The 23515-nt window shown below is 33.7% G+C and carries 20 protein-coding genes; 13 read left to right on the top strand and 7 right to left on the bottom strand.

What is annotated here, in order from left to right:
- Positions 1 to 26: 26 nt before the first annotated feature.
- Positions 27 to 437 carry a Holliday junction resolvase RuvX gene (gene ruvX, locus ACZIX2_RS02785; RefSeq protein WP_463338556.1) on the bottom strand — a complete coding sequence of 137 codons (411 nt, stop codon included), beginning with the start codon at positions 435 to 437 and terminating at the stop codon, positions 27 to 29.
- A 191-nt stretch (positions 438 to 628) separates the two neighbouring features.
- Positions 629 to 1252: a PAS domain-containing protein gene (locus ACZIX2_RS02780; RefSeq protein ID WP_463338555.1), complete on the bottom strand. Its 624-nt coding sequence runs from the start codon at positions 1250 to 1252 to the stop codon at positions 629 to 631.
- A gap of 247 nt (positions 1253 to 1499) precedes the next feature.
- Here ACZIX2_RS02780 and ACZIX2_RS02775 point away from each other — a divergent pair, with 247 nt between their 5' ends.
- On the top strand, positions 1500 to 2315 hold the full coding sequence (locus ACZIX2_RS02775) for a 2,3,4,5-tetrahydropyridine-2,6-dicarboxylate N-succinyltransferase (RefSeq protein WP_463338554.1): 816 nt from the start codon (positions 1500 to 1502) through the stop codon (positions 2313 to 2315).
- A gap of 64 nt (positions 2316 to 2379) precedes the next feature.
- Here ACZIX2_RS02775 and ACZIX2_RS02770 read toward each other — a convergent pair whose 3' ends face one another.
- Positions 2380 to 3129, bottom strand: coding sequence for a glycosyltransferase family 2 protein (locus ACZIX2_RS02770; RefSeq protein WP_463338955.1), 750 nt, complete (start codon positions 3127 to 3129; stop codon positions 2380 to 2382).
- Positions 3130 to 3258: 129 nt separating this feature from the next.
- Between ACZIX2_RS02770 and ACZIX2_RS02765 the strand changes: the two genes are divergently transcribed.
- Positions 3259 to 4323, top strand: a complete 1065-nt coding sequence (locus ACZIX2_RS02765; protein ID WP_463338553.1) for a glycosyltransferase family 9 protein — start codon at positions 3259 to 3261, stop codon at positions 4321 to 4323.
- Positions 4324 to 4335: 12 nt separating this feature from the next.
- On the top strand, positions 4336 to 5109 hold the full coding sequence (locus tag ACZIX2_RS02760; RefSeq protein ID WP_463338552.1) for a glycosyltransferase family 2 protein: 774 nt from the start codon (positions 4336 to 4338) through the stop codon (positions 5107 to 5109).
- On the opposite strand, the gene ACZIX2_RS02755 is transcribed toward ACZIX2_RS02760, so the two are convergent.
- Positions 5090 to 5857 (bottom strand): lipopolysaccharide kinase InaA family protein, encoded by a 768-nt coding sequence (locus tag ACZIX2_RS02755; protein WP_463338551.1) that lies wholly within the window; start codon positions 5855 to 5857, stop codon positions 5090 to 5092. The two genes, ACZIX2_RS02760 and ACZIX2_RS02755, sit on opposite strands and share 20 nt — an antisense overlap.
- A gap of 158 nt (positions 5858 to 6015) precedes the next feature.
- Positions 6016 to 6894, bottom strand: a complete 879-nt coding sequence (locus ACZIX2_RS02750; RefSeq protein WP_463338550.1) for a hypothetical protein — start codon at positions 6892 to 6894, stop codon at positions 6016 to 6018.
- A gap of 53 nt (positions 6895 to 6947) precedes the next feature.
- On the opposite strand from ACZIX2_RS02750, the gene glf reads away from it, so the two are divergent.
- The 4 genes from glf (at position 6948) to ACZIX2_RS02730 (ending at position 14203) form a co-directional block, all read left to right on the top strand.
- The gene (gene glf / locus ACZIX2_RS02745; RefSeq protein WP_463338549.1) at positions 6948 to 8060 is read left to right on the top strand and encodes a UDP-galactopyranose mutase; all 1113 of its coding nucleotides are present in this window, start codon (positions 6948 to 6950) and stop codon (positions 8058 to 8060) included.
- Complete coding sequence (locus ACZIX2_RS02740) at positions 8053 to 8817, top strand: DUF4422 domain-containing protein (RefSeq protein ID WP_463338548.1); 765 nt, start codon at positions 8053 to 8055, stop codon at positions 8815 to 8817. Before glf ends, ACZIX2_RS02740 begins: the two co-directional genes overlap by 8 nt.
- 1067 nt (positions 8818 to 9884) lie before the next feature.
- Positions 9885 to 12824, top strand: a complete 2940-nt coding sequence (locus ACZIX2_RS02735) for a SusC/RagA family TonB-linked outer membrane protein (protein WP_463338547.1) — start codon at positions 9885 to 9887, stop codon at positions 12822 to 12824.
- 11 nt (positions 12825 to 12835) lie between these two features.
- Entirely contained in the window at positions 12836 to 14203 is a 1368-nt protein-coding gene (locus ACZIX2_RS02730; RefSeq protein WP_463338546.1) for a RagB/SusD family nutrient uptake outer membrane protein, read from the top strand.
- Positions 14204 to 14418: 215 nt separating this feature from the next.
- On the opposite strand, the gene ACZIX2_RS02725 is transcribed toward ACZIX2_RS02730, so the two are convergent.
- Together ACZIX2_RS02725 and rocD are read right to left on the bottom strand one after the other, a co-directional pair.
- Entirely contained in the window at positions 14419 to 15378 is a 960-nt protein-coding gene (locus ACZIX2_RS02725; RefSeq protein ID WP_463338545.1) for an arginase, read from the bottom strand.
- Positions 15379 to 15380: 2 nt separating this feature from the next.
- Positions 15381 to 16631 (bottom strand): ornithine--oxo-acid transaminase, encoded by a 1251-nt coding sequence (gene rocD / locus ACZIX2_RS02720; RefSeq protein WP_463338544.1) that lies wholly within the window; start codon positions 16629 to 16631, stop codon positions 15381 to 15383.
- A gap of 242 nt (positions 16632 to 16873) precedes the next feature.
- On the opposite strand from rocD, the gene ACZIX2_RS02715 reads away from it, so the two are divergent.
- The 6 genes from ACZIX2_RS02715 to ACZIX2_RS02690 all read left to right on the top strand — a co-directional run bounded on the left by ACZIX2_RS02715 (position 16874) and on the right by ACZIX2_RS02690 (position 23434).
- Positions 16874 to 17326 carry an Lrp/AsnC family transcriptional regulator gene (locus ACZIX2_RS02715; RefSeq protein ID WP_463338543.1) on the top strand — a complete coding sequence of 151 codons (453 nt, stop codon included), beginning with the start codon at positions 16874 to 16876 and terminating at the stop codon, positions 17324 to 17326.
- A gap of 28 nt (positions 17327 to 17354) precedes the next feature.
- On the top strand, positions 17355 to 18431 hold the full coding sequence (locus tag ACZIX2_RS02710; RefSeq protein WP_463338542.1) for a cyanophycinase: 1077 nt from the start codon (positions 17355 to 17357) through the stop codon (positions 18429 to 18431).
- Between the two features lie 39 nt (positions 18432 to 18470).
- Complete coding sequence (locus ACZIX2_RS02705; RefSeq protein ID WP_463338541.1) at positions 18471 to 19322, top strand: cyanophycinase; 852 nt, start codon at positions 18471 to 18473, stop codon at positions 19320 to 19322.
- Between the two features lies 1 nt (position 19323).
- Entirely contained in the window at positions 19324 to 21525 is a 2202-nt protein-coding gene (locus ACZIX2_RS02700) for a penicillin acylase family protein (RefSeq protein ID WP_463338540.1), read from the top strand.
- Between the two features lie 88 nt (positions 21526 to 21613).
- Positions 21614 to 22387, top strand: coding sequence for a dienelactone hydrolase family protein (locus tag ACZIX2_RS02695; protein ID WP_463338539.1), 774 nt, complete (start codon positions 21614 to 21616; stop codon positions 22385 to 22387).
- A gap of 12 nt (positions 22388 to 22399) precedes the next feature.
- Positions 22400 to 23434: a M28 family metallopeptidase gene (locus ACZIX2_RS02690; RefSeq protein ID WP_463338954.1), complete on the top strand. Its 1035-nt coding sequence runs from the start codon at positions 22400 to 22402 to the stop codon at positions 23432 to 23434.
- Positions 23435 to 23515 lie beyond the last annotated feature (81 nt).

Genomic DNA, 23515 nt, shown 5'->3' with positions numbered 1-23515 from the left:
ACTATATGGGTGAAATTACTAAAATATCACTTTCTGTTCAAATAGTCTTGTAGTAAAATGGTAGCCGAAATTTCGTCAATAAGGGCTTTGTTTTGTCGTTGTTTTTTCTTCAATCCACTATCAATCATGGTTTGAAAAGCCATTTTAGAAGTAAAACGCTCATCCACACGAATAACTTTCATCTCAGGAAAATGATTGGAAAAGTGCGTCACAAAACCTTTAATAATTGAAGCACTTTGAGAAGGCTCTCCATTCATTTGTTTAGGCTCCCCAATAACTACTGCTTCAACTTTTTCCTTTGAAAAATAATCTTTCAAAAAATCGATGGTACTCGCAGAAGGAATTGTAATTAATCCCGAAGCAATAATTTGCAATTCATCGGTAACTGCTATACCGGTACGTTTTTGTCCGTAATCTATGGCTAGAATTCTTGGCATAATATTATATATTTTGCAAATTTAATCAATCTATTCTACAAATAAAAAAGCCTAAAATCTGAGACCTTAAATCTCATCTTAAAGGCTTGTTCTAAATACCATAAAACACTATTCTTTCACCTTTTAAAATAACAATTTACAGGGTATATCAAAGCGATAGAATAATCGATACTATAAACATTAGGTTTATATTAACCAAAAAAGAATCTTCTAAAAAAACTTTTCTCAGCCACAGCAGTGCTTTCTAGCACTAAGTTTTGTTCTTGTTCATTTGATTTATTATACTCTGCAAAAAGATTTGTGATATACTCAACATACGTACATTTTTTTTCTTCTAGAAAACCAATCAAATACTTTTCGCTATACTCTACTCCACTAACTTTTTCAATTTGAAGTAATTTTTTATACAAAGGTTCAATATGTTCTGCGATAATTGAAGTGGGCACGGATCTTCTTCTTCCAAAATAATTTACAATTTCTCCAGCTTCATTTTTAGTAACTTCAAAATCGGTAACCACCCAATAGTACCTTCCTGATTTTGCTAAATTTTTAACAACAGCATGAAAATTGTTTCCTTCCTTAAGATTTTCCCATAACAATTTAAAAAGAACTTTAGGCATATCGGGATGCCTAACGATACTATGTGGCTGCCCCATAAGTTCATAATCTTCATAACCACAAACATCAACAAATACTTCATTTGCATACTCAATGATCCCACGATGATCTGTTTTACTCATAATTGTCTGGGTTTTATCCCACACTACTTCTTTATCAATAATTTCTGGTTTTTCGATTTTTTGATTAGAATTCATAATAGAAAATTTACTTTTTATATTAAAATTAAATATTTTTTAAGTTTTTTTTAGCGCGGCCAAAACTAAAAACCCAAAAGAATCAAAAAAATGATATTTATCATTTTATTAAAAAAACACAGAAATCATTTACTTTTTACAAAATTCAAAGCAAATAATTTTCACAAAAGCCACCCATAATGTGACATAACTGGGGTCTAATTCCAAAATAAAAAAAATCGAACTATCTTTGCCAAAAATATTTCACATGAACGAATTACAACTAATAATAGAGCAGGCTTGGGAAAACAGAGCCTTGTTACAAGAAGAAAAAACTACAAACGCCATTAGAGAAGTTATTGCTTTGCTTGATGCGGGTACACTTAGAGTAGCTGAACCGGTAGGAGATAAATGGCAAGTTAACGAATGGGTTAAAAAAGCGGTAGTGATGTACTTCCCTATTCAAAAAATGGAAACTTGGGAAGCAGGTATTTTTGAGTACCATGATAAAATGGAACTCAAACGTGATTACGCAGAAAAAGGAGTACGCGTAGTTCCTGGAGCATCGGCACGTTATGGTTCCTACATTTCAAGTGGAGTTATTATGATGCCAAGTTATGTAAACATTGGTGCTTATGTTGATGCAGGTACCATGGTAGACACTTGGGCAACAGTGGGAAGCTGTGCACAAATCGGGAAAGATGTTCATTTAAGTGGTGGTGTTGGTATTGGTGGAGTTCTAGAGCCATTGCAAGCCGCTCCAGTAATCATTGAAGACGGTGCTTTTATAGGTTCTCGTTGTATTGTTGTAGAAGGCGTACATGTTGGTAAAGAAGCTGTTCTTGGTGCAAATGTATGTTTGACTGCTTCCACTAAAATTATCGATGTGACAGGGGAAGAGCCTATAGAAATGAAAGGGCATGTACCGGCACGTTCAGTAGTTATCCCTGGAAGTTATACCAAAAAATTTGCCGCAGGAGAATACCAAGTTCCTTGTGCACTAATCATTGGAACACGTAAACCGTCTACCGATTTAAAAACGTCATTAAACAACGCGCTTCGCGAATATGATGTAGCGGTTTAATTACAATACAAAAAACACTGAAATTCCAAATTCCAATTGACTTCAAAAGGAATTTGGAATTTTTTTATTTATACTTTTTTTGTAGTTTTAAAAGCTTGGCGTATTTCATATAAGAGAAAAAACCTTGAATCATTGCAATCGACAATCCGTCTAAGCCATTAATAAAACCTTTCTTAAAAAAATAACAACGAATAAAGGCTACCAGACCATTTATAACGGGTTTAAAAGTATTGATTCTTTTACCCTGATCATATAATTGTTGTGCATGCCAACCAGAATATTGATTTTTTTTAGCAATAATTTGATCTAAAGAATCCCATCCGTAGTGTAAAATATGTACTGCTACTTTTTTCTCATTTGTAGTTACAATTTTTTGATGCACTTTAGAATCAGACGGATGAGCTGTTTTTTTGTTAAAGAAACGAACTTTATGATCTGGATACCATCCCGAAAAGTTAATCAACTTATCTGCAAGAAAGTTTTTTACTCTAAAACTAAAAGCATCATAATTTCCTTCCAGATATTTTTTATTTAATATAAATTGCTCAGCATCTTTATCAAGAAACTCATCTGCATCTAAATTTAAAATCCAATCGTTTTTGCAATATGGAAGACCATGAGTACGTTGAGGACCATCTCCTAAAAAGCTTTGTTGAATAACAATTGCTCCTTTTTGTTTCGCAATTTCTACAGTACGATCGTTACTAAAAGAGTCTACAACAATTACTTCATTACAAACTTTTAATAAAGCATCAATACACTTCCCTATATTTTTTTCCTCATTAAAAGTAATAACCAGACCACTAATTTCCATCACAAAATCAAATTTATAAAATCGCAAAAGTAAAACATTTTTACTTTAGTTTTCCCTGAATCATATTTTACAGTTGCTGACTTTATAAAATAGTTTGTAATTTCGCCCATTAAAAAGAACACTAGTCAAATGAAAATATTAGTCATACAACAAAAAAGAATTGGAGACGTCTTAACCAGTACAATAATCTGCAACAATTTAAAAACTACATTTCCAGATGCTGTAATTGATTATATGTGCTACCCAAATTCGGTTGATGTATTAAAAGGAAATCCAAACATTGACAATATTATACCATTATCAAACAAAATTAGAAAATCAACTCCTTCTCTATTTAAGTTTATTTTTAAAATACGAAGAAATAAATATGATGCCGTAATAGATGTCTACTCTAAGTTGGAAACCAATTTAATCACCTTATTTTCAGGTGCTAAATACAAAGTTTCTTATCGCAAATGGTACACAAAAGCAATCTACAACTACACTTACGAGCGTCTAGATGCCGTAGAATCTGAATATGGATTAGCTATTGAAAATCGACTAATGCTTTTAAAGCCTTTTATTTCAGAAAAGATTACAAATGTAAAGCCAAAAATCTTCTTGAAAGATTCCGAAATCAATAACGCTAAAAAACTTATAAAAAGCTATCAAATAGAAAGTGACAAACCATTAATCATGTTTGGAATTTTAGGTAGTGAAACCTATAAAACATATCCATTTGAAGGAATGGCAAAAATTATAGATTTCACTGTTGCAAAAACCAAAGGCACAATAATTTTTAATTATGTTCCATTTCAAAAAAACCTAGCATTAGAAGTCTATAATTATTGTAGCGATGAAACAAAAAAACACATAAAATTGGAGTTATACGCTACGGAGCTACGTAAGTTTTTGGCACTTCTCTCTCAATGTGAAATGTTAATTGGGAACGAAGGTGGTGCAGTTAATATGGCAAAAGCACTTGATATCCCCACTTTTTCAATATTTACCCCTTCTGTAAGAAAAGAAACTTGGCAACTATTTGAAAATGAAGCCAAAAATGTATCTATTCACCTAAAAGACCTTAAACCAGAAATATACCAACAGTTTACAGAGCAACAAATCAAAGATCGTACTTTTGAATATTACGCTGAGTATCCATTAGATCTTATGCTAGAAAAATTAGCAACCTATTTTAAAGAGTATAAAAATTGAAAAATAGTGCAGATGAGTACTAGTAAAAAGCCTAATTTATCCGTTCTTATTATTACACTAAATGAAGAACACCATATTAAATCACTACTTGAAAACATTGACTTTGCAGACGAAATTATTGTAATCGATTCTTTCAGTAAAGACAAAACAGTTGAAATTATTAACACATTTAACAACGTCAAGCTAATTCAAAACGAATTCATCAATTATACTTCTCAAAGAAATTTTGCTTTAGATCAAGCCAAAAACGATTGGATTTTATTTATTGATGCAGATGAAAAATTGACTCCAAGTTTAAAATCTGAAATACTCAAAACAATAGAGGACAAAAACTCCGCTAACGCCTATTTGATTTACAGAACTTTTATGTTCAAAAATAAAAAATTACATTTTAGTGGATGGCAAACTGACAAAATTTTCAGACTCTTTAAAAAATCAAAATGCAGATACAACGAGGATAGAATTGTACATGAAAAACTAATTGTGAACGGTAAGATTAGTACTTTAAAACACAAAATCATCCATTTTTCATATATTTCTTATAAAGATTACAAGTTGAAAATGTTCAACTATGGCGTTCTAAAAGCTAAAGAAAAGATAAAAAAAGGACAAAAACCATCATACCTTAAAATGGTTTTTCATCCTACCTATACTTTTTTATATCAATTTTTAATTAGACTTGGTTTTTTAGATGGACTAAAAGGGATTACAATATGCTATCTTAATGCTTACAGTGTTTTTATTAGATACAAAGAAATACGTCGAATTACTTTTTCCAGAATTTGAGTATCTTTTTTATACGTTTTTTTCTATAAAATTTATCTTGAAAATCAGCAGTGTATTTCCATAATGTCTCAAAAGTTTTTTCTTCAGATTCTGAATACAATTTTGAATATTCGTTGCTCATCACTGCCACCATTTCTTTTACAGGAGTCAAACGACATAGGTTTTTCATTCGCATTTCAAATGACATAGAGTCATGAAATTCCATTCGGTTTAAATCAACCAAAAAGAATTCATAATTTCCATTGTCGCTTTTTTTAATCAATGTATTTCCCGGAGAATGGTCCAGAAACTCTATTCCTTTTTGATGAAGCTCATAGCTAAATCGAGTAAATTGTCTCAATATTTTATCGTGATCGGGATAATCTGGAATTTCAACTAATTCTCTATACGTTAAATCTGCATCTAAATGTTCACTAACATAATAACTATCTCGTAATCCAAAAATATTAAAATTCTCTAAAAAAGCTAAAGGTTGTGGAGTACCAATACCTTTCTCTTGTAGAATTGTGGCATATTCATAAGAACGTCGTGCTTTTGACTTTCTAAAAAATTTATATGCTATTTTATTAATTAGATTTGGAATTTTGAATGACTTAATATTGATCGTCTTACCATTCAAATCAAATAATTTAATTTTATTTCGATCTCCATTTCCAAACAACTGACCAGAGGTACTAAAATTTTTAATACTCGTCAGAATATCTGAGGAACATTTTACTGCTGGTGAAAATTTAAATTTTGATATCATTGAATAGAATTTCTTTGCTAATACTTAATTTAACATCCATTGAAAATCAGTAACTTTTTATATGAAAACAATCAAAAAATGCTACTTTACTCATTACGAACGCTACAAATTGAAAAAAGCAAAAATAGCTTTATAATTTAGTAACAACCAATCATATCCTACTTTTTCTTTTTCTTCACCAAGTATTTTACCCATTGTCTAAAATTTTTAGTATGTATATACCAGTTTGATACTTTTAATCTTTTTTCATTCTCAATAATCTCTTTTATTTGAGAAATATTCTTAGTTGAAAAAAAACCTAAGCTCTTCCATTTTTTAGCTTGCAAATAGTAAAAATCCTTATATTCTTTATAATTATTTTCATCAACAGCTATCCATTTTTCCAAAAAACCTTTGTCTACATCAATATTATGCCCCCAATTTTCTAATTTAAATCGTAGCTCGTCCTCTGTTCTTGACAATGATTCATGTAGGACAATATTATCGGTATAGATCTGACGTTCTTTAGTTCTTCTTCCATTTTTATAATTTGGAAAATTGGTAGCAAAAATTGCTTTTAAAGGTTTATCAACATACAAAATACCGTTATCAGTATACTTGTAAAGCATGACCCAATATGCACATATTTGGATTGGATTTTTATCTGGAGTAATTAAATAAGAATCATATTTTCTAAGATCTGAAACAAACTTTTTAAAATCAACAAAATACTCATCACAATCAACCTGAATAATCCAATTTCCGACACCCATTTTCTCTGCAAGCATTTTTCTTTCTCTGATTTCACATTCCATTGTTGTCAACTCGGGAACATAAAAATCATCTTCGTAAATAACTATTTTATTATCTACATCAAAAGCCTTGATCCAATCAAAAAAGGAATCGTTAATACTAAAACTTCCACCATTCCATGTTTTTCTATTTTTATCTATAGCTATAAAAACTTCATCAGACTCAAAATATACGGTTGGAAGTGAGGTTTGCAATAATTCATAATCGTACGAAACAAGGTAGCCTGTTTGTATCTTTCCTGCCATTTTTATCAAATTAAAAGTGGTGCAATTTAGGATTTAATATCTAATTTTGCCCCATGAAAAAGAAATATGATTATCTAATAGTAGGCGCAGGTCTCTTTGGAAGTGTTTTTGCTCACGAAGCACATAAAGTAGGTAAAAAATGCTTAGTTATTGACAAAAGGAATCATTTAGGCGGAAACATCTACTGTGAAAAGATTGAAGATATTAACGTCCATAAATATGGCGCTCACATCTTTCATACAAATGATAAAAATTTGTGGGACTATGTCAATCAATTTGTAGAATTTAATAATTACATCAATGCCCCACTAGCTTTAAGCAAAGGGAAGTTATACAACTTACCCTTTAATATGAATACTTTTTATCAATTGTGGGGTACTAAAACACCCACTGAAGCACAAGCAAAAATTGATGAGCAAATCGAAACCTATGGGGTAAAAGAACCTAAAAATCTAGAAGAGCAAGCACTATCATTGGTCGGTAAAGATATTTATGAAAACTTTATCAAGGAATATACTGAAAAACAATGGGGCAGAAAAGCATCAGAACTTCCTGCCTTCATTATTAAAAGATTACCTGTTAGATTTACTTTTGATAATAATTATTTTAATGACAAATACCAAGGAATTCCAATTGGTGGTTATAACAAATTGATTGATGGTTTATTAGAAGGTATTGAATGTAAAACCAATGTAGACTATTTTAAAGAGAAAGAATATTATAATAATATTGCTTCTAAAATTGTGTTTACTGGAAAAATAGATGAGTACTATGATTTCCAATTGGGCGTTTTAAAATACCGATCCTTACGTTTTGAAAATGAAACTCTAGACCTTAAAAATTTTCAAGGTAATGCTGTTGTAAATTTTAATGATTCCAACTACGATTATACACGTATTATAGAACATAAACATTTCGAATTTGGAAATCAACCTAAAACAGTAATAACAAAAGAATATCCACAAGAATGGAATCCTGGAGACGAACCTTTTTATCCAATTAACGATTACCAAAATCAATCTCTTTTTGAAGCATACAAAAAACTTTCACTTCAAGAGAAAAACGTAATTTTCGGAGGAAGGTTAGCTGAATATAGGTATTACGACATGCATCAGGTAATTGCTTCCGCTTTACACAAATCAAAAATAGAACTTAATAATGACTAAAGTATTTATTGTTACACACGAAAAAAGTCCAATTTTAGCAAATGACATTCTTATACCAATTCAGGTTGGAAATAGAGACAATATAGAAGACAACATTTTAAGAGACAATACTTTAAAAAACATTTCTAACAAAAACAATAATTTTTGCGAATTAACCGCAGCTTATTGGATTTGGAAAAATTATAAAGAGGCAGAAATTGTGGGTATTTGTCATTACAGAAGATACTTTAATTTCTTTAATCCATTTTACAACTTAAAGCCTTCAGCTCAGAAAAAAATAAGTCTTTCAAAATTTAAACAAACAAACACCTTTACTAGTTCATCAGATGCTGTAAATAAGAAAATCACATCTATACTTAGTAATTATGATATCATATTAGTTAGGCCATATGAATTCAAAAAAGACTCTTTAAGCCAAAATTATTGTAATGATCACAGACCTGAGGATTGGGAATTGACAAAAAAAATAATAATTGACAAATACCCAAGTTACACTGATAGCGTTAAACTATTTTTAGACGAAGGAACCAAATTTCACATGGGCAACATGTTAATTTGCCGAAAACAATTATTTGATGAATATCATGAATGGTTGTTTTCAATACTTTTCGAACTAGAATCAAAAATAACCATTCCTAAAGATCCTTATCAAGCAAGAGTATTTGGATTTATATCTGAAAGACTCATCAATCTTTATGTCTATCATAATCAATTAAAAATTAAAGGAATACCAAGCTACAAGATTACAGATCTTTAAACAATATCATTACGGCATTTCATTTCAAAAGCTTATTTGTGAAAAAATTAGCTATAAAAATTAAACAGTTGTTTTATATCATCTGAAAATCATAACTTGATGAAATTAATAATTTAAATTACTAATTAGATTCTTTTATATGCTATGAAAGAATGCAATTACAATAATAGTCTTCAATTAAATGACAACTATTATTGTAATTGCACTAAATATTTTAACATCTTAAAATAACACATTGAATATCAATCGATTATTTTAATAAAAAACTTATCGTTGTCCTAAAATAAAACAAGTAATTCAATGTTAAGTATCCCAACCCACTAAAATACTTTACAATATTGCTAAATAGAAACAAAGGATTCTCACTAAAATACAATAAGCAAAACATTAATCGTCATACATATACTACTTAATGTACTTGCTTTTTTACATCAAAAGGTGTTTACCTTAAAAAAAATCATAAATTAAATACAATATTCTTCCTTTAGTATAAAATGTTTGATACCAAGTTTAAAACTTGTTAAAAAAATTCATTGCCCACATTCATTATCGCATCTCTAAATTTTGCAAAGTTAAATTCAAATGTACTTTAAACAGCACAACAAGATTATACTATATTCTAATAGCATAAAACCTATTCAAATTCAATACTATAAACAGACGCAAAAAAGAACTCAGTGATTTTATAAAGCATACATAAATTAAAAAATTCATAAACTACAAACTACAAGCTTTACCAAAAAACATTAATTTAACTTAATTTTAGTGATTTTAAATGAAAAATATTCTAAAAACATCATTGAAAAAGTAAATATACATCGTTTTCGACTTGAAAATCACAACATTCATTAAAATAAAAACAATTTTTACCTTATTTTATTACAAATTATACTGAGTTTTACTTATATATTACAATTATTTACAATTTTACTGTTAATTATTAAAAATATTACAGATTTAATTTTTTAATTAACAATATATTATGATATTTGGCGCAACTAATCTTAATCATTTTTAACATGAAAATTAATTGTAAGCATTTATTGTGTTTTCTTTTTGCAATGTTTATGCAAATAACATTCGCACAAGAACTCACTGTTAATGGGGTCGTTACAGACCAAGCAGGAATTCCAATTCCAGGAGCCAACGTAGTGGTAAAAGGAAGCAAAACCTCTACACAAACTGACTTTTCCGGGGTATTTACTATCAAAGCCTCTCAAGGAGATGTTTTGGTAATTAGTTTTGTAGGTATGTCTACAACTGAGGTAAACGCATCATCTAAAGTTACTGTAAGACTAAAAGATGCTTCTAATCTTTTGGAAAATGTAGTAGTTGTGGGGTATGGTACTCAATCTAAAAAGAAATCTACCGATGCAATTTCAAGAGTGACAGCTAAAGACATTCAGCAAATTCCTGTTTCTAACGTTCAAAATGCTTTAGTAGGTAAATTAGCAGGGGTTCAAATTACTCAAACTAATGGTAAGGTTGAAGGTGGCGTAAGTGTACGTGTGAGAGGTGCAGCTAGTATCAGTGCTGGAAAAGAACCTTTATATGTTTTAGATGGAGTACCATTAATTACTACAAACGAATCTAGTAATGGCGCCCCTACTAACCCATTATTAACATTAAGTTCAAATGAAATTGAATCTATTGATGTTTTAAAAGATGCTTCCTCAGCAGCTATTTATGGAGCAAGAGGTGCTAATGGAGTAGTTATCATCACAACTAAAAAAGGGAAGGAAGGAAAAGGATCATTTTCTATCAATCTATCTCAAGGAGTAAGTGAAGCTACTAATAAAAGAAAATGGTTAAACGCCGCTCAATATGTTGAACTATTTACAGAAGCTTCTATAAATGGTACTGGTGATGCAGCTGAAGCAGAAGATACCTTTGATTTTTTAGCTCAAGGTACTGATTGGAGAAAATTAGAAGTTGATTCTGATTGGCAAGATACCGCTTTTAAAAATGGATACACCACAGATGCTGATTTTGCAGTATCAGGCGGAGATGCTAACACAAAGTATTTTTTCTCAGGAGCTTATAATGATACAAAAGGTATCATCAACAGTAATGCCTTACAAAGAATAACAGCTAGAACAAATGTTTCTCATAAAATATCCGATCGCTTTACTGCTGGAATGAATTTAAGCTTTTCTAGAGCGAAAATAGATCGTGTTCAAGATGATAACGCATTTACAACTCCTTTACAAGCTGTTGCTCAATCACCATTATCTCCTATTCGTTTAGCAGACGGTACAGCAAATCCAAACACATTATACGCTAACTACTTACTAGCTATAGATAATTCTTTTTGGAAAACATTAGTACGAAGAGTGACAGGTAAAGTTTATGGAGAATTAAAAATATTACCTTACTTAAAAGCTAATACTGATTTTTCTTACGATTTAATGTCTCAAACGGAAGACAACTGGAATGGAAAAAACACTCCTTTTATGTCAACTGACGGAGAAGTTTTTGCTAGCTCAGTAAACAACGAAACCTATATTACTAGTAATTACTTAACTTTTGAAAAAACTTTTGCTGACAAGCATGATATAAATGCAGTTGTGGGTATGGAGTTTAACAAATTCAACAGAAGATATCAAGATGTAACTAGTATTTATTTTCCTAATGATTATTTCCAAACCGTTGATGGAGGTGCAGAAGTTAATGGAGGTTCAGGAAACGAAACAGACTACACTTTCCTATCTCAATTTGGACGTTTAAACTATTCATATGCAAACAAATACTTAATCAAAGCAAGTATTCGTAGAGATGGTTCTTCTAGATTTGGAGCAAACAACAGATTCGGTACTTTCCCAGCTGTATCAGCAGGATGGGTTGTAACTGAAGAAGACTTCTTAAAAGACAACGCAACTATTTCGTACTTAAAATTAAAAGGAAGCTGGGGTAAATTAGGAAATGCCGAGATCGGAAACTTTGCTTCAAGACAACTCTTCGGTGCCAACTCTTACAACTTAAGAACAGGTATTTCATTTACACAAGCAGGTAACCCAGATTTAACTTGGGAAAAATCTTCTCAAATTGACTTTGGAGCAGAAATTGGTATTTTTGACAAAATCAACATCGAAGCTGACTACTATAAAAAACAAACAGATGGTTTATTATTTAGTGTACCACTTGCGTTAAGTTCAGGTGCTACTTCGGTAAATAAAAACATTGGAAAAATTGAAAGTAAAGGGGTTGAATTTGTTATCAATACAAAAAACATCACCAACGAAAACTTCAAATGGTCAACAAGTTTTAACTTAACAACAAACAACACAAAAGTTTTATCCTTACCAAACGACAACAAAGATGTAATTAATACATTTACAATCAACAGAGTTGGTGAAAACGTATCATCATTTTACTTAGTAGAATACGCTGGTGTAGATCCAGCCAATGGAGATGCATTGTTTTACAAAAACACTAAAAATGCCGACGGAAGTATTGACAGATCAACGACTAATGTTTACAGTGAAGCACAAAGAGTAATAGCCGGAAATCCTTTCCCAACTTTAATGGCGGGTATTACTAATACCATCAATGTAAATGGTTTTGATATCAATTTCACATTCCAAGGCGAATGGGGTGCTAGCATTTACAACTCTGCTGGTATTTATCAATCTGTAGCAGCTGATTATTTTGACAACCAAACTGTTGACCAACTAAGACGTTGGAGAAAACCTGGTGATATTACTGATGTACCTCAAGCTAGATTATATGGCTCAAATGGAACACAACACTCTACCCGTTTCCTTGATAAATCTGACTTTATTCGTTTAAGAAATTTAACCATAGGATATACGTTACCTGGTAAATATGTTAAAGACTTAGGTTTAAGTAGTGTTCGTTTTTATGGAACTGGGGTAAATTTACTTACTTTTACAAACTATTCTGGTTATGACCCAGAAGCTAGAAGAGATGACACTGGAATTGGAGAAGAATTCTATTCTGCTCCACCAGCAAGAACAATTGCTTTAGGTGTAAACATTAATTTCTAAAAAAACGCAAAATGAAAATCAAAAAATTAATTATATATACATTATTCTCAGCTTTTTTAATGAGTTGTGAAAATGAATTAGAACTTGACCCAAGACAAAGCATAGACGACACCGTAGCGTTAAGTACTGAAAAAGGAATTTCTGATATTTTAACAGGTACATATGCCATTGCCGCTAATGGAGATGTGTACGGAGGTAGAATATTAGTAGCTGGTGATTTATTGGGTCAAACTGGATCAACTACTACAACTGATTTACGCTGGAGAGGTACTTTTGCTGATTTCAGACAGATGTATAATAAAACAATGCTAGTAAACAATGGTATTGTTCAACAAATTTGGGCAAGAAATTATCAAATAATCAACTCATGTAACATTGTTATTGAAAACATTGATAAAGTTTCTGATCCAGCCAAACAAGCAAGAATGGTAGCCGAAGCAAATTTCTTAAAGTCTTTAGCTTACTTTGATTTAGTTCGTTTTTTTGCTAAACCATATGAGGCTGGTAAAACCAATAGTCAACTTGGAGTAATCATTAGAGATAAAGCAATCTACAACTTCAACACTGATCTTTCTGCTCAAAGAAGTACAGTTGAAGAAGTATACAATGTTGTTATTTCTGGATTAAATAAAGCTTACAATGATCTTCCTGCAAACAATGAATTTTATGCCAACAAATATGCTGCAAAAGCATTATTAGCAAGAGTTTATTTGCAAATGCAAAATTATCCTGCCGCTAGAGACGCAGCAAACGATGTAATTGCTAACAGTGGAGCAAAATTGATGGCAACATATAAAGAAGCATTTAACCACGATGTTAATCAAATTGAAGATATATTTGCCATTCAAATTACAAAACAAACAGGAGACAACCAAGCTAACAATATGTATGCCTCTGAAGACAATGGTGGTCGTGGTGGTGACGTAGAAATAAGAACTACTTATTTAAATAAATTTGACGATGTAAATGACGAAAGACGTAATTTCAATTACATAAATCCAGATAACGGAAGAAGACTTACATCTAAATTTAAATCTGAATTTGGTGATGTTGGAATTATAAGATTAGCTGAAATGTATTTGATTCGTGCTGAAGCTAATTTTGTTGCCGGAACAACTGTTGGCGACACCCCTCTAAACGACATCAATAGATTAAGAACTAGAGCCGTTGCTAAAACTTTTACCTCTATTACACTTGCTCAAATTTTAAGAGAAAGAGAACTAGAGTTAGGAATGGAAGGTTTTAGAATCCACGACATCAAAAGAACCAAAGGATCAGTAACCTCTTCAATTCTTTGGAATTCTGATTTGCTAGTATTCCCAATTCCATTAAGAGAAATGGATACCAACAAACAAATCACTCAAAACCCTGGATATTAATTTTCCATTTTTTAATTAGTGAATCAAACCGTCTCCATTTGCGAGGCGGTTTTTTTTGGTATAAATACAGCATATCATCGAATTAATTATTGAATAACTCACCGAATACTATTACAAACAAGCCATAACCTTACCTCCCAAAACCACCACCCTACCATAAAAAAACCCAGACTTCAAAAGAAATCTGGGCTAACTAAACAAACTATTAAAACCACCTATTCAATAGGTAATACAAGTGTGGAAGTAATGGCCTCTAAAACCTGAAAAGCGGTTTCGGCCATCTTATTGCCTTTGGTATCCAAAAGCGGGTTTACTTCTACAATTTCAATACAAACTACTTTTTTAGTCTTGATTATTTGATCAATTATTGCAATGATTTCAAATTGATCAAAACCTTTAGCTACCGGAGTTCCCGTTCCATAAGAAACCAAGTCACAATCCATAGAATCTACATCAAAAGAGATATAAATCACTTCGCAATGCGACAATTGCACTATGGCTTCATCCACACAGGTAGAAAGTCCTCGATACCTAATTTCATCTACCTTATAATTGCGTATTCCTAAACGCTCCATTTGAAGATCTTCTGCTTCTTCGGTATCGCGAACACCAAAATACACCAAATTCTCGGGTTGAATCTTAGGGCCTTTATACCCTATTTTCTTCATTTTTTCCCAATACTTCAGGGTATTATCTTTAACTTCATTAGACTTACACTCTAAATTATCGTTTGCCAAAGCCGCAGCCAAAGGCATACCATGAATGTTTCCCGAGGGAGAAGTATAAGGAGAATGCAAATCAGCATGAGCATCTATCCAAACTACTCCTACATTTTGCTCAGGAAAAACCGATTTTATCCCGCTAATCGTTCCTAAAGCCGAAGAGTGATCTCCTGAAAGTACTATAGGAAAATATTGAGTAATGTTTTTTTCAATCGCATTGTTTACTCGTACACATTGTTCGACTACATGCTCTATTCGTTTAGCAACGGTACTATTGCATTTGTCATAGATCGATTCATTATGCGTTTTAACATCTTCAAAAGGATATTGATTGAAATAGTCACTCCCTAAGTTAATAGCCGCAATTTCAATTGCATCAACCCCTAAATCCGACCCACGAGTTCCAGCTCCGATGTCGGATCTATTTTTAATCAACTTTATTGGCTTCATCATTTCTATTTAAAATCGTTTAAAGATTTTTCAATAATAGCCAAACATTCTGCAATTTCCGCTTCGGTAATCACTAATGGAGGGGCAAAACGAATTTTGTTCCCATGTGTTGGTTTGGCCAACAAACCATTATCTCTAAATTTCAAACAAATATTCCAAGCCAAATCCGACTCTTCATCACTATTAATAACAATCGCATTCAACAAGCCTTTTCCGCGTACTAAAGCAATTAAGGGATTTCTAGATGCAATTTCATTTAATCCTTTTCTTAAGATCGCACCCAAACGTTCAGCATTTTCCGCAAGATTTTCTTCTTTAACTACTTCCAAAGCGGCTACTGCAACTGCTGCTGCTATTGGGTTTCCACCAAAAGTAGAACCGTGTTGCCCTGGTTGGATTACATTCATGATTTCATTGTTTGCCAACACCGCAGAAACGGGATAAACACCACCTGAAATTGCTTTTCCTAAAATTAAAATATCGGGTTGTACATTTTCGTGATGCACTGCTAATAAACGTCCTGTACGCGCAATTCCAGTTTGCACTTCATCAGCAATAAACAATACATTATGTGCTTCACAAAGCGCTTTGGCTTTGGCCAAGTATCCTTCTGAAGGCACATAAACACCCGCTTCTCCTTGAATAGGTTCTACCAAAAATCCAGCAATATTGGGTGATGATTGCAATGCTTTCTCCAAAGCGTCAATGTCATCGTAAGGGATTCTGACAAATCCTTCAGTAAATGGGCCAAAACTTTTACGTGCTGTTTCGTCGTTGGAAAAAGAAACTATAGTAGTAGTTCTTCCGTGAAAGTTATTTTCGCACACTATAATTTGAGCTTGATTTTCTGCTACTCCTTTAACTTCATAGGACCATTTTCTACAAATTTTCAAAGCTGTTTCTACCGCTTCGGCACCAGTATTCATAGGTAGTACTTTATCAAATCCAAAATATTTGGTAATGTATTCTTCGTAGTTTCCTAATTTATCGTTGTAAAAAGCTCTTGAAGTCAAGGTCAATTTTTGTGCTTGATCCACCATAGCCCCAACAATTTTTGGATGACAATGGCCTTGATTTACGGCAGAATAAGCTGAAAGAAAGTCAAAATAACGCTTTCCATCCACATCCCAAACATAAACACCTTCTCCTCGTTCTAAAACTACAGGTAGCGGATGATAATTATGGGCACCATATTGATCTTCTTTTTCTATTAATTCTGCTGCTTTTGAGGACATAATTTGAGATTCCTGTATCATATTTTTGGTCTTTATATAGTTTTAACCACACAAAAATAAACTATTTTTTCAAAAAACAATAAAAAATAATTTATTTTGACTTTAATATGAAAATTTAAGTTTATTTTTACTTCAAAAAGTGTAAAATCAAGTCATTTTTATATTTTTGAACTCAAAATAACCCTTTCATTTTGAAATGAGATAAAAATAATTATTTTTATAAACCGAAAAAAAGTGAATTTAACTTAAAACCAACACTAAAAATGGAAGTATTAGACGAGTACGATATCAATATTATTAAGGAATTAGAAAAAGATGGTCGTATGGCTTTTTCGGCCATCGCCACTAGTTTGAAAATTTCAAATACAATGGTTCACCAACGTATCAACAGATTAATTGAACAAGGTATTATAACCGGCATCAAACCTGTTATCAATGAAAAAAGAATTGGATATGATTGGGGCGCATTTACTGGAATTACCCTAAACAAAGATGCCGACTCTAAACGAGTTATTGAAGAACTTCAACAAATACCAGAAATTACTGAGTGTTATTTCATCACTGGTTCTTATACTTTATACATTAAAATGATAGCCAAAAATCATGAACACATGCGTAAATTATTGTACGAAAAAATAGACAATATTCCAGGTATCGCCAAAACTGATTCCATCATCGAGTTAGGTTGTGCGTTCAAACGTAACATAAGTTTATAACACTAAACCCAAACCCAAAAAATCAACCATGCTATCCTCTATTACCAAATCATACACCCAACTAGGATGTTCAATCGTCCTATTTTGGTCTTTCCTTGGTTGTAATGGCGATCCTTCCATTGACCCCTCAAGCCAACCACCTGTATATCAACCAGTACCCTCTTCGATTGGAATTATAGGCGATCCCGCTGATGTAATTGTTACTACAACAGCAGGAACTGTTTTAATGGGCGGAGGACCGGATGTAGATAACGCCATGAAATGGATGATAGAAAAATCCAAAGGTGGTGATGTAGTTATTATTAGGGCCTCTGGATCTACAGGTTACAATTCATATCTGTATGACTTAGTAAAAGAAAATGGAATTCGACAAGTAAATTCTGTTGAAACACTTTTAATTAACAACTCCGAATTGGCCAACAACCCAAAAGTTGCCGAACGCATCAAAGAAGCCGAAATGCTTTTTATTGCGGGTGGTGACCAAGCCAATTACGTTCGATATTGGAAAAACACCCCTATCGAAGAGGCTATTAATTATTTGATCAAAGTAAAAAAAGTTCCTGTTGGGGGTACTAGTGCAGGCTGTGCCATTATGGGTGAAGCATTTTTTACTGCAGAAAACAATACTATTACTTCTTTAGAAGCTTTAACCAACCCATACAACAATAACTTAACGCTAGGTAGAAGTGATTTTATAGACAATCCCTATTTAAAAAATACTATTACTGACACACACTACAATAACCCAGATCGAAAAGGACGACACATTACTTTTTTGGCTAGATTGGTTAAAGACTATAATTGGATAGAACCAAAAGGAATTGGTGTGATGGAAGAAACTGCAGTTTGTATCAACGAAAATGGCTTAGCTACTGTTTTCGGCAAAGGATATGCTTATTTTTTAAAGGCCTCTGCAACAGCACCAGAAGTTTGTATAAAAGACACAAAACTAACATGGAATAACGATAAAAAAGCCATTCTATCCTATACCATAGAAGGAGGATCTACTGGAAACGGAAGCTTTAACCTAGCGCAATGGAAAGAAATTTCAGGTGGAAACTTTGAAAACTTCTATGTAATAGATGGTGTTTTATCAAAATCTTAATCCTTGTACATACTAACTTAACCTATATAAATCACACTTATGTCATTTTCAAAATTTATCAGTTTGACGCTATTGACTTACTTTTTTTGTAGCGCCACCTCACTTTATGCACAATCACCAAAAGGTCACTTATTTATCATTGGCGGAGGAAAACGTTCGGACCAACTCATGAATCAGCTATTAAAAGTAGCCGACTTAAAGGCAAAAGATTATATCGCTGTACTTCCCATGTCCAGCGAAGAGCCTGATAGTGCCTATTTTTATTTCAAAAAACAATTAAGCCAGCTCACCTCCCAGCCTATCTTAATGTTCAATTTTGACAAATCCACAAATCAAAACAAAGTCTTAACCGATTCGCTTCAAAAAGCCAAACTCATCTACATAAGCGGAGGCGATCAAACCCGTTTTATGGGAGTTGTTCGCGGCACCCCTATTTATGATGCCATTCACAAAGCCTATCAAAATGGAAGTACTATTGCTGGTACTAGCGCAGGAGCTGCAGTGATGTGCCAAAATATGATAACAGGAAACCAAAAACTAGAAACCAAATACACCGAAACCTTTGACAACATAAGATACGACAACCTCGAAACCGATTCCGGATTGGGATTAGTAAAAAATGTAATTATTGATCAACATTTTTTAAAAAGAAGTCGATACAATCGTTTACTCACAGGCTTAGTAGAATTTCCAGATCATGTAGGTATCGGAATTGACGAAAGCACTGCCATAATTGTTACTGGAAAAAAAGTGAAAGTTGTTGGCGAAAGCGAAGTAATCGTAGTCAGAAATCCGAAAAAAATTACAAAATCACCTAAAAATAATCTTGTTAGTATTTCATCGTTAAACATGAGCGTATTAACAGAAGGACAACAATTTAACCTACAATAAAATGAATATACAAAACCGTTATTTTGTAACCTCACTACTTTATTTGTGCACGATAGCTGTAATTTGGTCACAAAAACTAACTCCAAAAGACCTAAAAAGAATGGAGCAGCAAGCTCAAAATGTCACTATTATTAGAGACAATTGGGGTATTGCTCATGTATACGGAAAAACCGATGCCGATGCCGTTTTTGGTATGTTATATGCGCAATGCGAAGACGATTTTAAACGAGTAGAAATGAACTACATCGACAAACTTGGTCGTCAAGCCGAAGTAAAAGGCATTGATGTATTGTACAATGATTTGGAAACCCGATTACTAATAGATGCCGAAGAAGCTAAAGAAGAATATAAAAAGGCTGCTCCATGGCTCAAAAAACTAATGAACAGTTATGCCGATGCCATAAACTATTATTTATATAAAAATCCACAAGTTAAACCTTTATTATTAACCCACTTTGAACCTTGGTTTCCATTGCTTTGGACCGATGGTAGTATTGGCGCAATTAGCACCGCCGATTTAACCACAGTTGAACTAAAAGCTTTTTACTCTGGCAACAACGACAAAGTAGCTTATGTTCAAAGAGACCCTAACGTGCAAACGGGTTCTAATGGTTTTGCCATTGCGCCTTCCAAATCGGTTACTGGCAATGCACTTTTGTACATTAATCCACACACTACTTTTTATTTCAGACCCGAAATCCACATCAGTAGCAATGAGGGATTGAACGCCTATGGTGCAGTAACATGGGGGCAATTTTTCATTTACCAAGGTTTTAACGAAAATTGTGGTTGGATGCATACGTCTTCTAATGTAGATGTAGCCGATACCTATGCTGAAAAAATTGTAGAGAAAAAAGGAAAACGCTTCTTTGAATACGACGGCAAATTATTACCCGTAAAAGAAAAAAATATCGTTCTAAAGTATTTGGACAAAGGACAAATGACCTCCAAAACCATCAAGACCTACTTCACCATTCACGGTCCGATTATGGCTAAGCGCGACGGAAAATGGATTAGTTTACAATCCAAAAACAGAAACATGCAAAGTCTAATTCAAAGTTGGACAAGAACCAAATCCAAAAACTTTGATGAGTATCAAAAAACGATGGATTTAAAAGCTAATACGTCCAACAATACGGTGTATGCCGACAACAAAGGGAATATTGCGTATTGGCATGGCAACTTAATTCCGATTCGCGACAAAAACTACAATTGGGCAAAAGTTGTTGACGGAAGTACGTCTAAAACACAATGGAAAGGCTTACATCCTGTGTCCGAAACCGTGCATTTGTATAATCCAAGTAACGGATGGCTGCAAAACTGTAACTCCACCCCCTATTCAGTTGCTGGTAATAATAGCCCAAAAGAATCCAACTATATGCCTTATATGGCCCCTGATGGTGAAAATTTTAGAGGAATTAATGCCGTTCGTATTTTTAGCCAAGAAAAAAAGTATACTCTTGAAGAATTGATAAAAGATGGCTACAACCAAAAATTATCCGCTTTCGAAGTGTTGCTTCCTGCTTTGATTGCCAATTTTGAAAAAGACGCCAAAGCCCAAGAACCCAAATTCAAAGATTTGGAAGCTCCCATTCAAGTGTTGAAAAATTGGAATTACTACTCAGACACTACCTCTGTTGCCACAACGCTTGCCAATGAATGGGCATTCAAATTAAATCCTATTTTGCAAAAAGTCTACATAGACGAAGGCGAAAAAGACCAAGTTGAAAACATGACCGAGTTTGCCAAAACGGCTGGCATTGAGGATATGTTGCCACAATTACGAGAAGTAACACAAGAATTGCAAGCCAAATTTGGCAAGTGGGAAATTCCGTGGGGCGACATCAACCGTTTTCAACGCCCTTCGGGAGACATAGACTTAACGTATGACGACAACCAAGAAAGTTTAGCCATGGGTACCGCTTCGGTATTGTGGGGAAGTTTACCTGCCTTTAAAAGTTCGTATCAAAACAACAGCAAAAAACGCTATGGTTACAACGGCAACAGCTTTGTTTGCGCCGTTGAATTTGGCCCAAAAATTAAAGCGAAATCTTTATTAGCTGGAGGAAATTCGGGAGATCCTAAATCAACGCATTTCATGGATCAAGCCAAAAGGTATCAAAACGCCCAATTCAAAGACGTTTTATTTTACAAAGAAGACGTTCAAAAAAATGCAGAAAAAACCTATCACCCTGGTGAATAATACCATGCTATAGTTCAAAATACCCTCGTAAAATTTTACGAGGGTATTTTTTTTATTTATATTGCACGTACTGTAAAAAACTAACCTCATGAAAAACACCAAAATACTATTCCTTGCATCCCTCTTTTGTTGTCTTTCGAGTTATGCTCAACTCAAGGCCGTTTCCTATCAAGATGGCAATCAAAAACTAAACGGCCTAGCTATTAAACCCAAGAAAAAAAGCAGCCAAAAACCTGGTGTTTTAATCCTTCCCGCTTGGAAAGGCATCGATGCCCATGCCAAACAAACCGCCATCGAACTAGCCAATTTAGGCTATCACGCCTTTATTGCCGATATTTATGGAGAAGGAAACTACCCAAAAGACAATGCCGAAGCTGGTAAAAATGCCGGTTATTACAAAAAGAACACCGACTTGTATCAGAAAAGAATCAACCTAGCCTTGGCACAACTCATTCAATCGGGTGCCAATCCTGATAATATTGCCGTGATTGGTTTTTGCTTTGGAGGAACAGGCGCTTTAGAAGCGGCTCGAGGCCAATTGAACATCAAAGGAGTCGTATCATTCCATGGCGGTTTAGGTAAAGAGGCAACTCGTGCTACTACTCCAATTCAGACTAAAGTTTTGGTTTGTCATGGTGCCGATGATCCTTTTGTGCCCAAAGATGAAATTGCTGCCTTTCAACAAGAAATGCGCGATGCCAAAGCCGATTGGCAAATGATATATTATGCCAATGCCGTGCACTCCTTTACCGATCCAAACGCAGGAAACGACAATTCCAAAGGAGCCGCTTACAATGAAAAAGCAGCAAAACGCTCTTTCGAATACCTAAAACTTTTCTTAAACGAAACTTTAAAAAAATAACTTCTATCCATGATTCAAAAAGCCCTTATTTTATCTGCCTTAATTACATTTTCGTGTACTTCGCAAAACAAAACAAAACCCGACCCTGTAAAAAAATATCTGTCTAGCATTACTGCCGAAGACTTCAAAAAACACCTTACTATAGTAGCCTCTGACGAAATGGAAGGTAGAGAAACAGGAAGTAAAGGACAAAAAAAAGCAGGTTTGTACCTCATCGAACACTACAAAAACAATCAAATTCCGTTTCCTAAAGGGGCGCAAAACTACTATCAAAAAGTACCTTCACAATTTATGTCGACTAGCTACGACAAACTTCCCGATTCCGAAAACATCTGGGCATTTATAGAAGGCAGCGAAAAACCCGAAGAAATTATAGTCATCTCGGCTCACTATGACCATGTTGGTATACAAGACGGCGAAATATACAACGGTGCCGATGACGATGGCTCCGGTACAGTAGCGCTATTAGAAATTGCACAAGCCTTCCAAATCGCTAAGAAAAACGGACAGGGTCCTAAACGTTCCCTCTTATTTTTACATGTTACTGGAGAAGAACACGGATTACATGGCTCGCGCTATTACTCCAAACACCCGTTGTTCCCGCTCAAAAACACCGTGGCCGACATCAACATCGACATGATTGGCCGACGTGATTATGACCATCCCAACACCAACAATTATGTATATGTAATTGGTGCCGACCGTCTTTCCTCGCAATTGCACGACATCACGGTCAATGCCAATAAAAAATACACCCAAATGAACTTAGACTTTAAATACAACGACAAGAATGACCCAAACCACTTCTATGAGCGTTCGGACCATTATAATTTTGCCAAATACGGGATTCCTTCCGTGTTCTTGTTCAATGGCGTGCACGAGGATTACCATCAAAAAACTGACGAAGTCAGCAAAATAGAGTTTGATGCCCTAACCAAAAGAACCCAATTGGCCTTTGCTATGGCTTGGGAATTGGCCAACAGACCCGAACGTATTGTGGTTGACAAACCCACACAACAGCTAAATTCTAAGGAGCAGGGAAAATAGGCTTTTTCGCCAGCATTGGGTCCCGCCATCCGCTGTATCTTTGCTTTTTTAAAGGAAAAAAGCAAAGGATGCCGCTGCTGT

Source organism: Flavobacterium riviphilum (genome assembly GCF_055231795.1).
This window is presented reverse-complemented; position numbering and strand designations above follow the sequence as displayed.

What these genes read in the sequence shown, in the direction of transcription:
- ACZIX2_RS02710 (WP_463338542.1), top strand. Translation starts at nt 17,355, where the DNA reads ATGCTATCCTCTATTACCAAATCATACACCCAACTAGGATGTTCAATC.
- ACZIX2_RS02725 (WP_463338545.1), bottom strand. Translation starts at nt 15,378, where the DNA reads ATGATGAAGCCAATAAAGTTGATTAAAAATAGATCCGACATCGGAGCT.
- ACZIX2_RS02755 (WP_463338551.1), bottom strand. Translation starts at nt 5,857, where the DNA reads ATGATATCAAAATTTAAATTTTCACCAGCAGTAAAATGTTCCTCAGAT.
- ruvX (WP_463338556.1), bottom strand. Translation starts at nt 437, where the DNA reads ATGCCAAGAATTCTAGCCATAGATTACGGACAAAAACGTACCGGTATA.
- ACZIX2_RS02750 (WP_463338550.1), bottom strand. Translation starts at nt 6,894, where the DNA reads ATGGCAGGAAAGATACAAACAGGCTACCTTGTTTCGTACGATTATGAA.
- ACZIX2_RS02735 (WP_463338547.1), top strand. Translation starts at nt 9,885, where the DNA reads ATGCAAATAACATTCGCACAAGAACTCACTGTTAATGGGGTCGTTACA.
- ACZIX2_RS02730 (WP_463338546.1), top strand. Translation starts at nt 12,836, where the DNA reads ATGAAAATCAAAAAATTAATTATATATACATTATTCTCAGCTTTTTTA.
- ACZIX2_RS02705 (WP_463338541.1), top strand. Translation starts at nt 18,471, where the DNA reads ATGTCATTTTCAAAATTTATCAGTTTGACGCTATTGACTTACTTTTTT.
- ACZIX2_RS02770 (WP_463338955.1), bottom strand. Translation starts at nt 3,129, where the DNA reads ATGGAAATTAGTGGTCTGGTTATTACTTTTAATGAGGAAAAAAATATA.
- ACZIX2_RS02695 (WP_463338539.1), top strand. Translation starts at nt 21,614, where the DNA reads ATGAAAAACACCAAAATACTATTCCTTGCATCCCTCTTTTGTTGTCTT.
- rocD (WP_463338544.1), bottom strand. Translation starts at nt 16,631, where the DNA reads ATGATACAGGAATCTCAAATTATGTCCTCAAAAGCAGCAGAATTAATA.
- ACZIX2_RS02760 (WP_463338552.1), top strand. Translation starts at nt 4,336, where the DNA reads ATGAGTACTAGTAAAAAGCCTAATTTATCCGTTCTTATTATTACACTA.
- ACZIX2_RS02740 (WP_463338548.1), top strand. Translation starts at nt 8,053, where the DNA reads ATGACTAAAGTATTTATTGTTACACACGAAAAAAGTCCAATTTTAGCA.
- ACZIX2_RS02765 (WP_463338553.1), top strand. Translation starts at nt 3,259, where the DNA reads ATGAAAATATTAGTCATACAACAAAAAAGAATTGGAGACGTCTTAACC.
- ACZIX2_RS02700 (WP_463338540.1), top strand. Translation starts at nt 19,324, where the DNA reads ATGAATATACAAAACCGTTATTTTGTAACCTCACTACTTTATTTGTGC.
- glf (WP_463338549.1), top strand. Translation starts at nt 6,948, where the DNA reads ATGAAAAAGAAATATGATTATCTAATAGTAGGCGCAGGTCTCTTTGGA.
- ACZIX2_RS02715 (WP_463338543.1), top strand. Translation starts at nt 16,874, where the DNA reads ATGGAAGTATTAGACGAGTACGATATCAATATTATTAAGGAATTAGAA.
- ACZIX2_RS02780 (WP_463338555.1), bottom strand. Translation starts at nt 1,252, where the DNA reads ATGAATTCTAATCAAAAAATCGAAAAACCAGAAATTATTGATAAAGAA.
- ACZIX2_RS02775 (WP_463338554.1), top strand. Translation starts at nt 1,500, where the DNA reads ATGAACGAATTACAACTAATAATAGAGCAGGCTTGGGAAAACAGAGCC.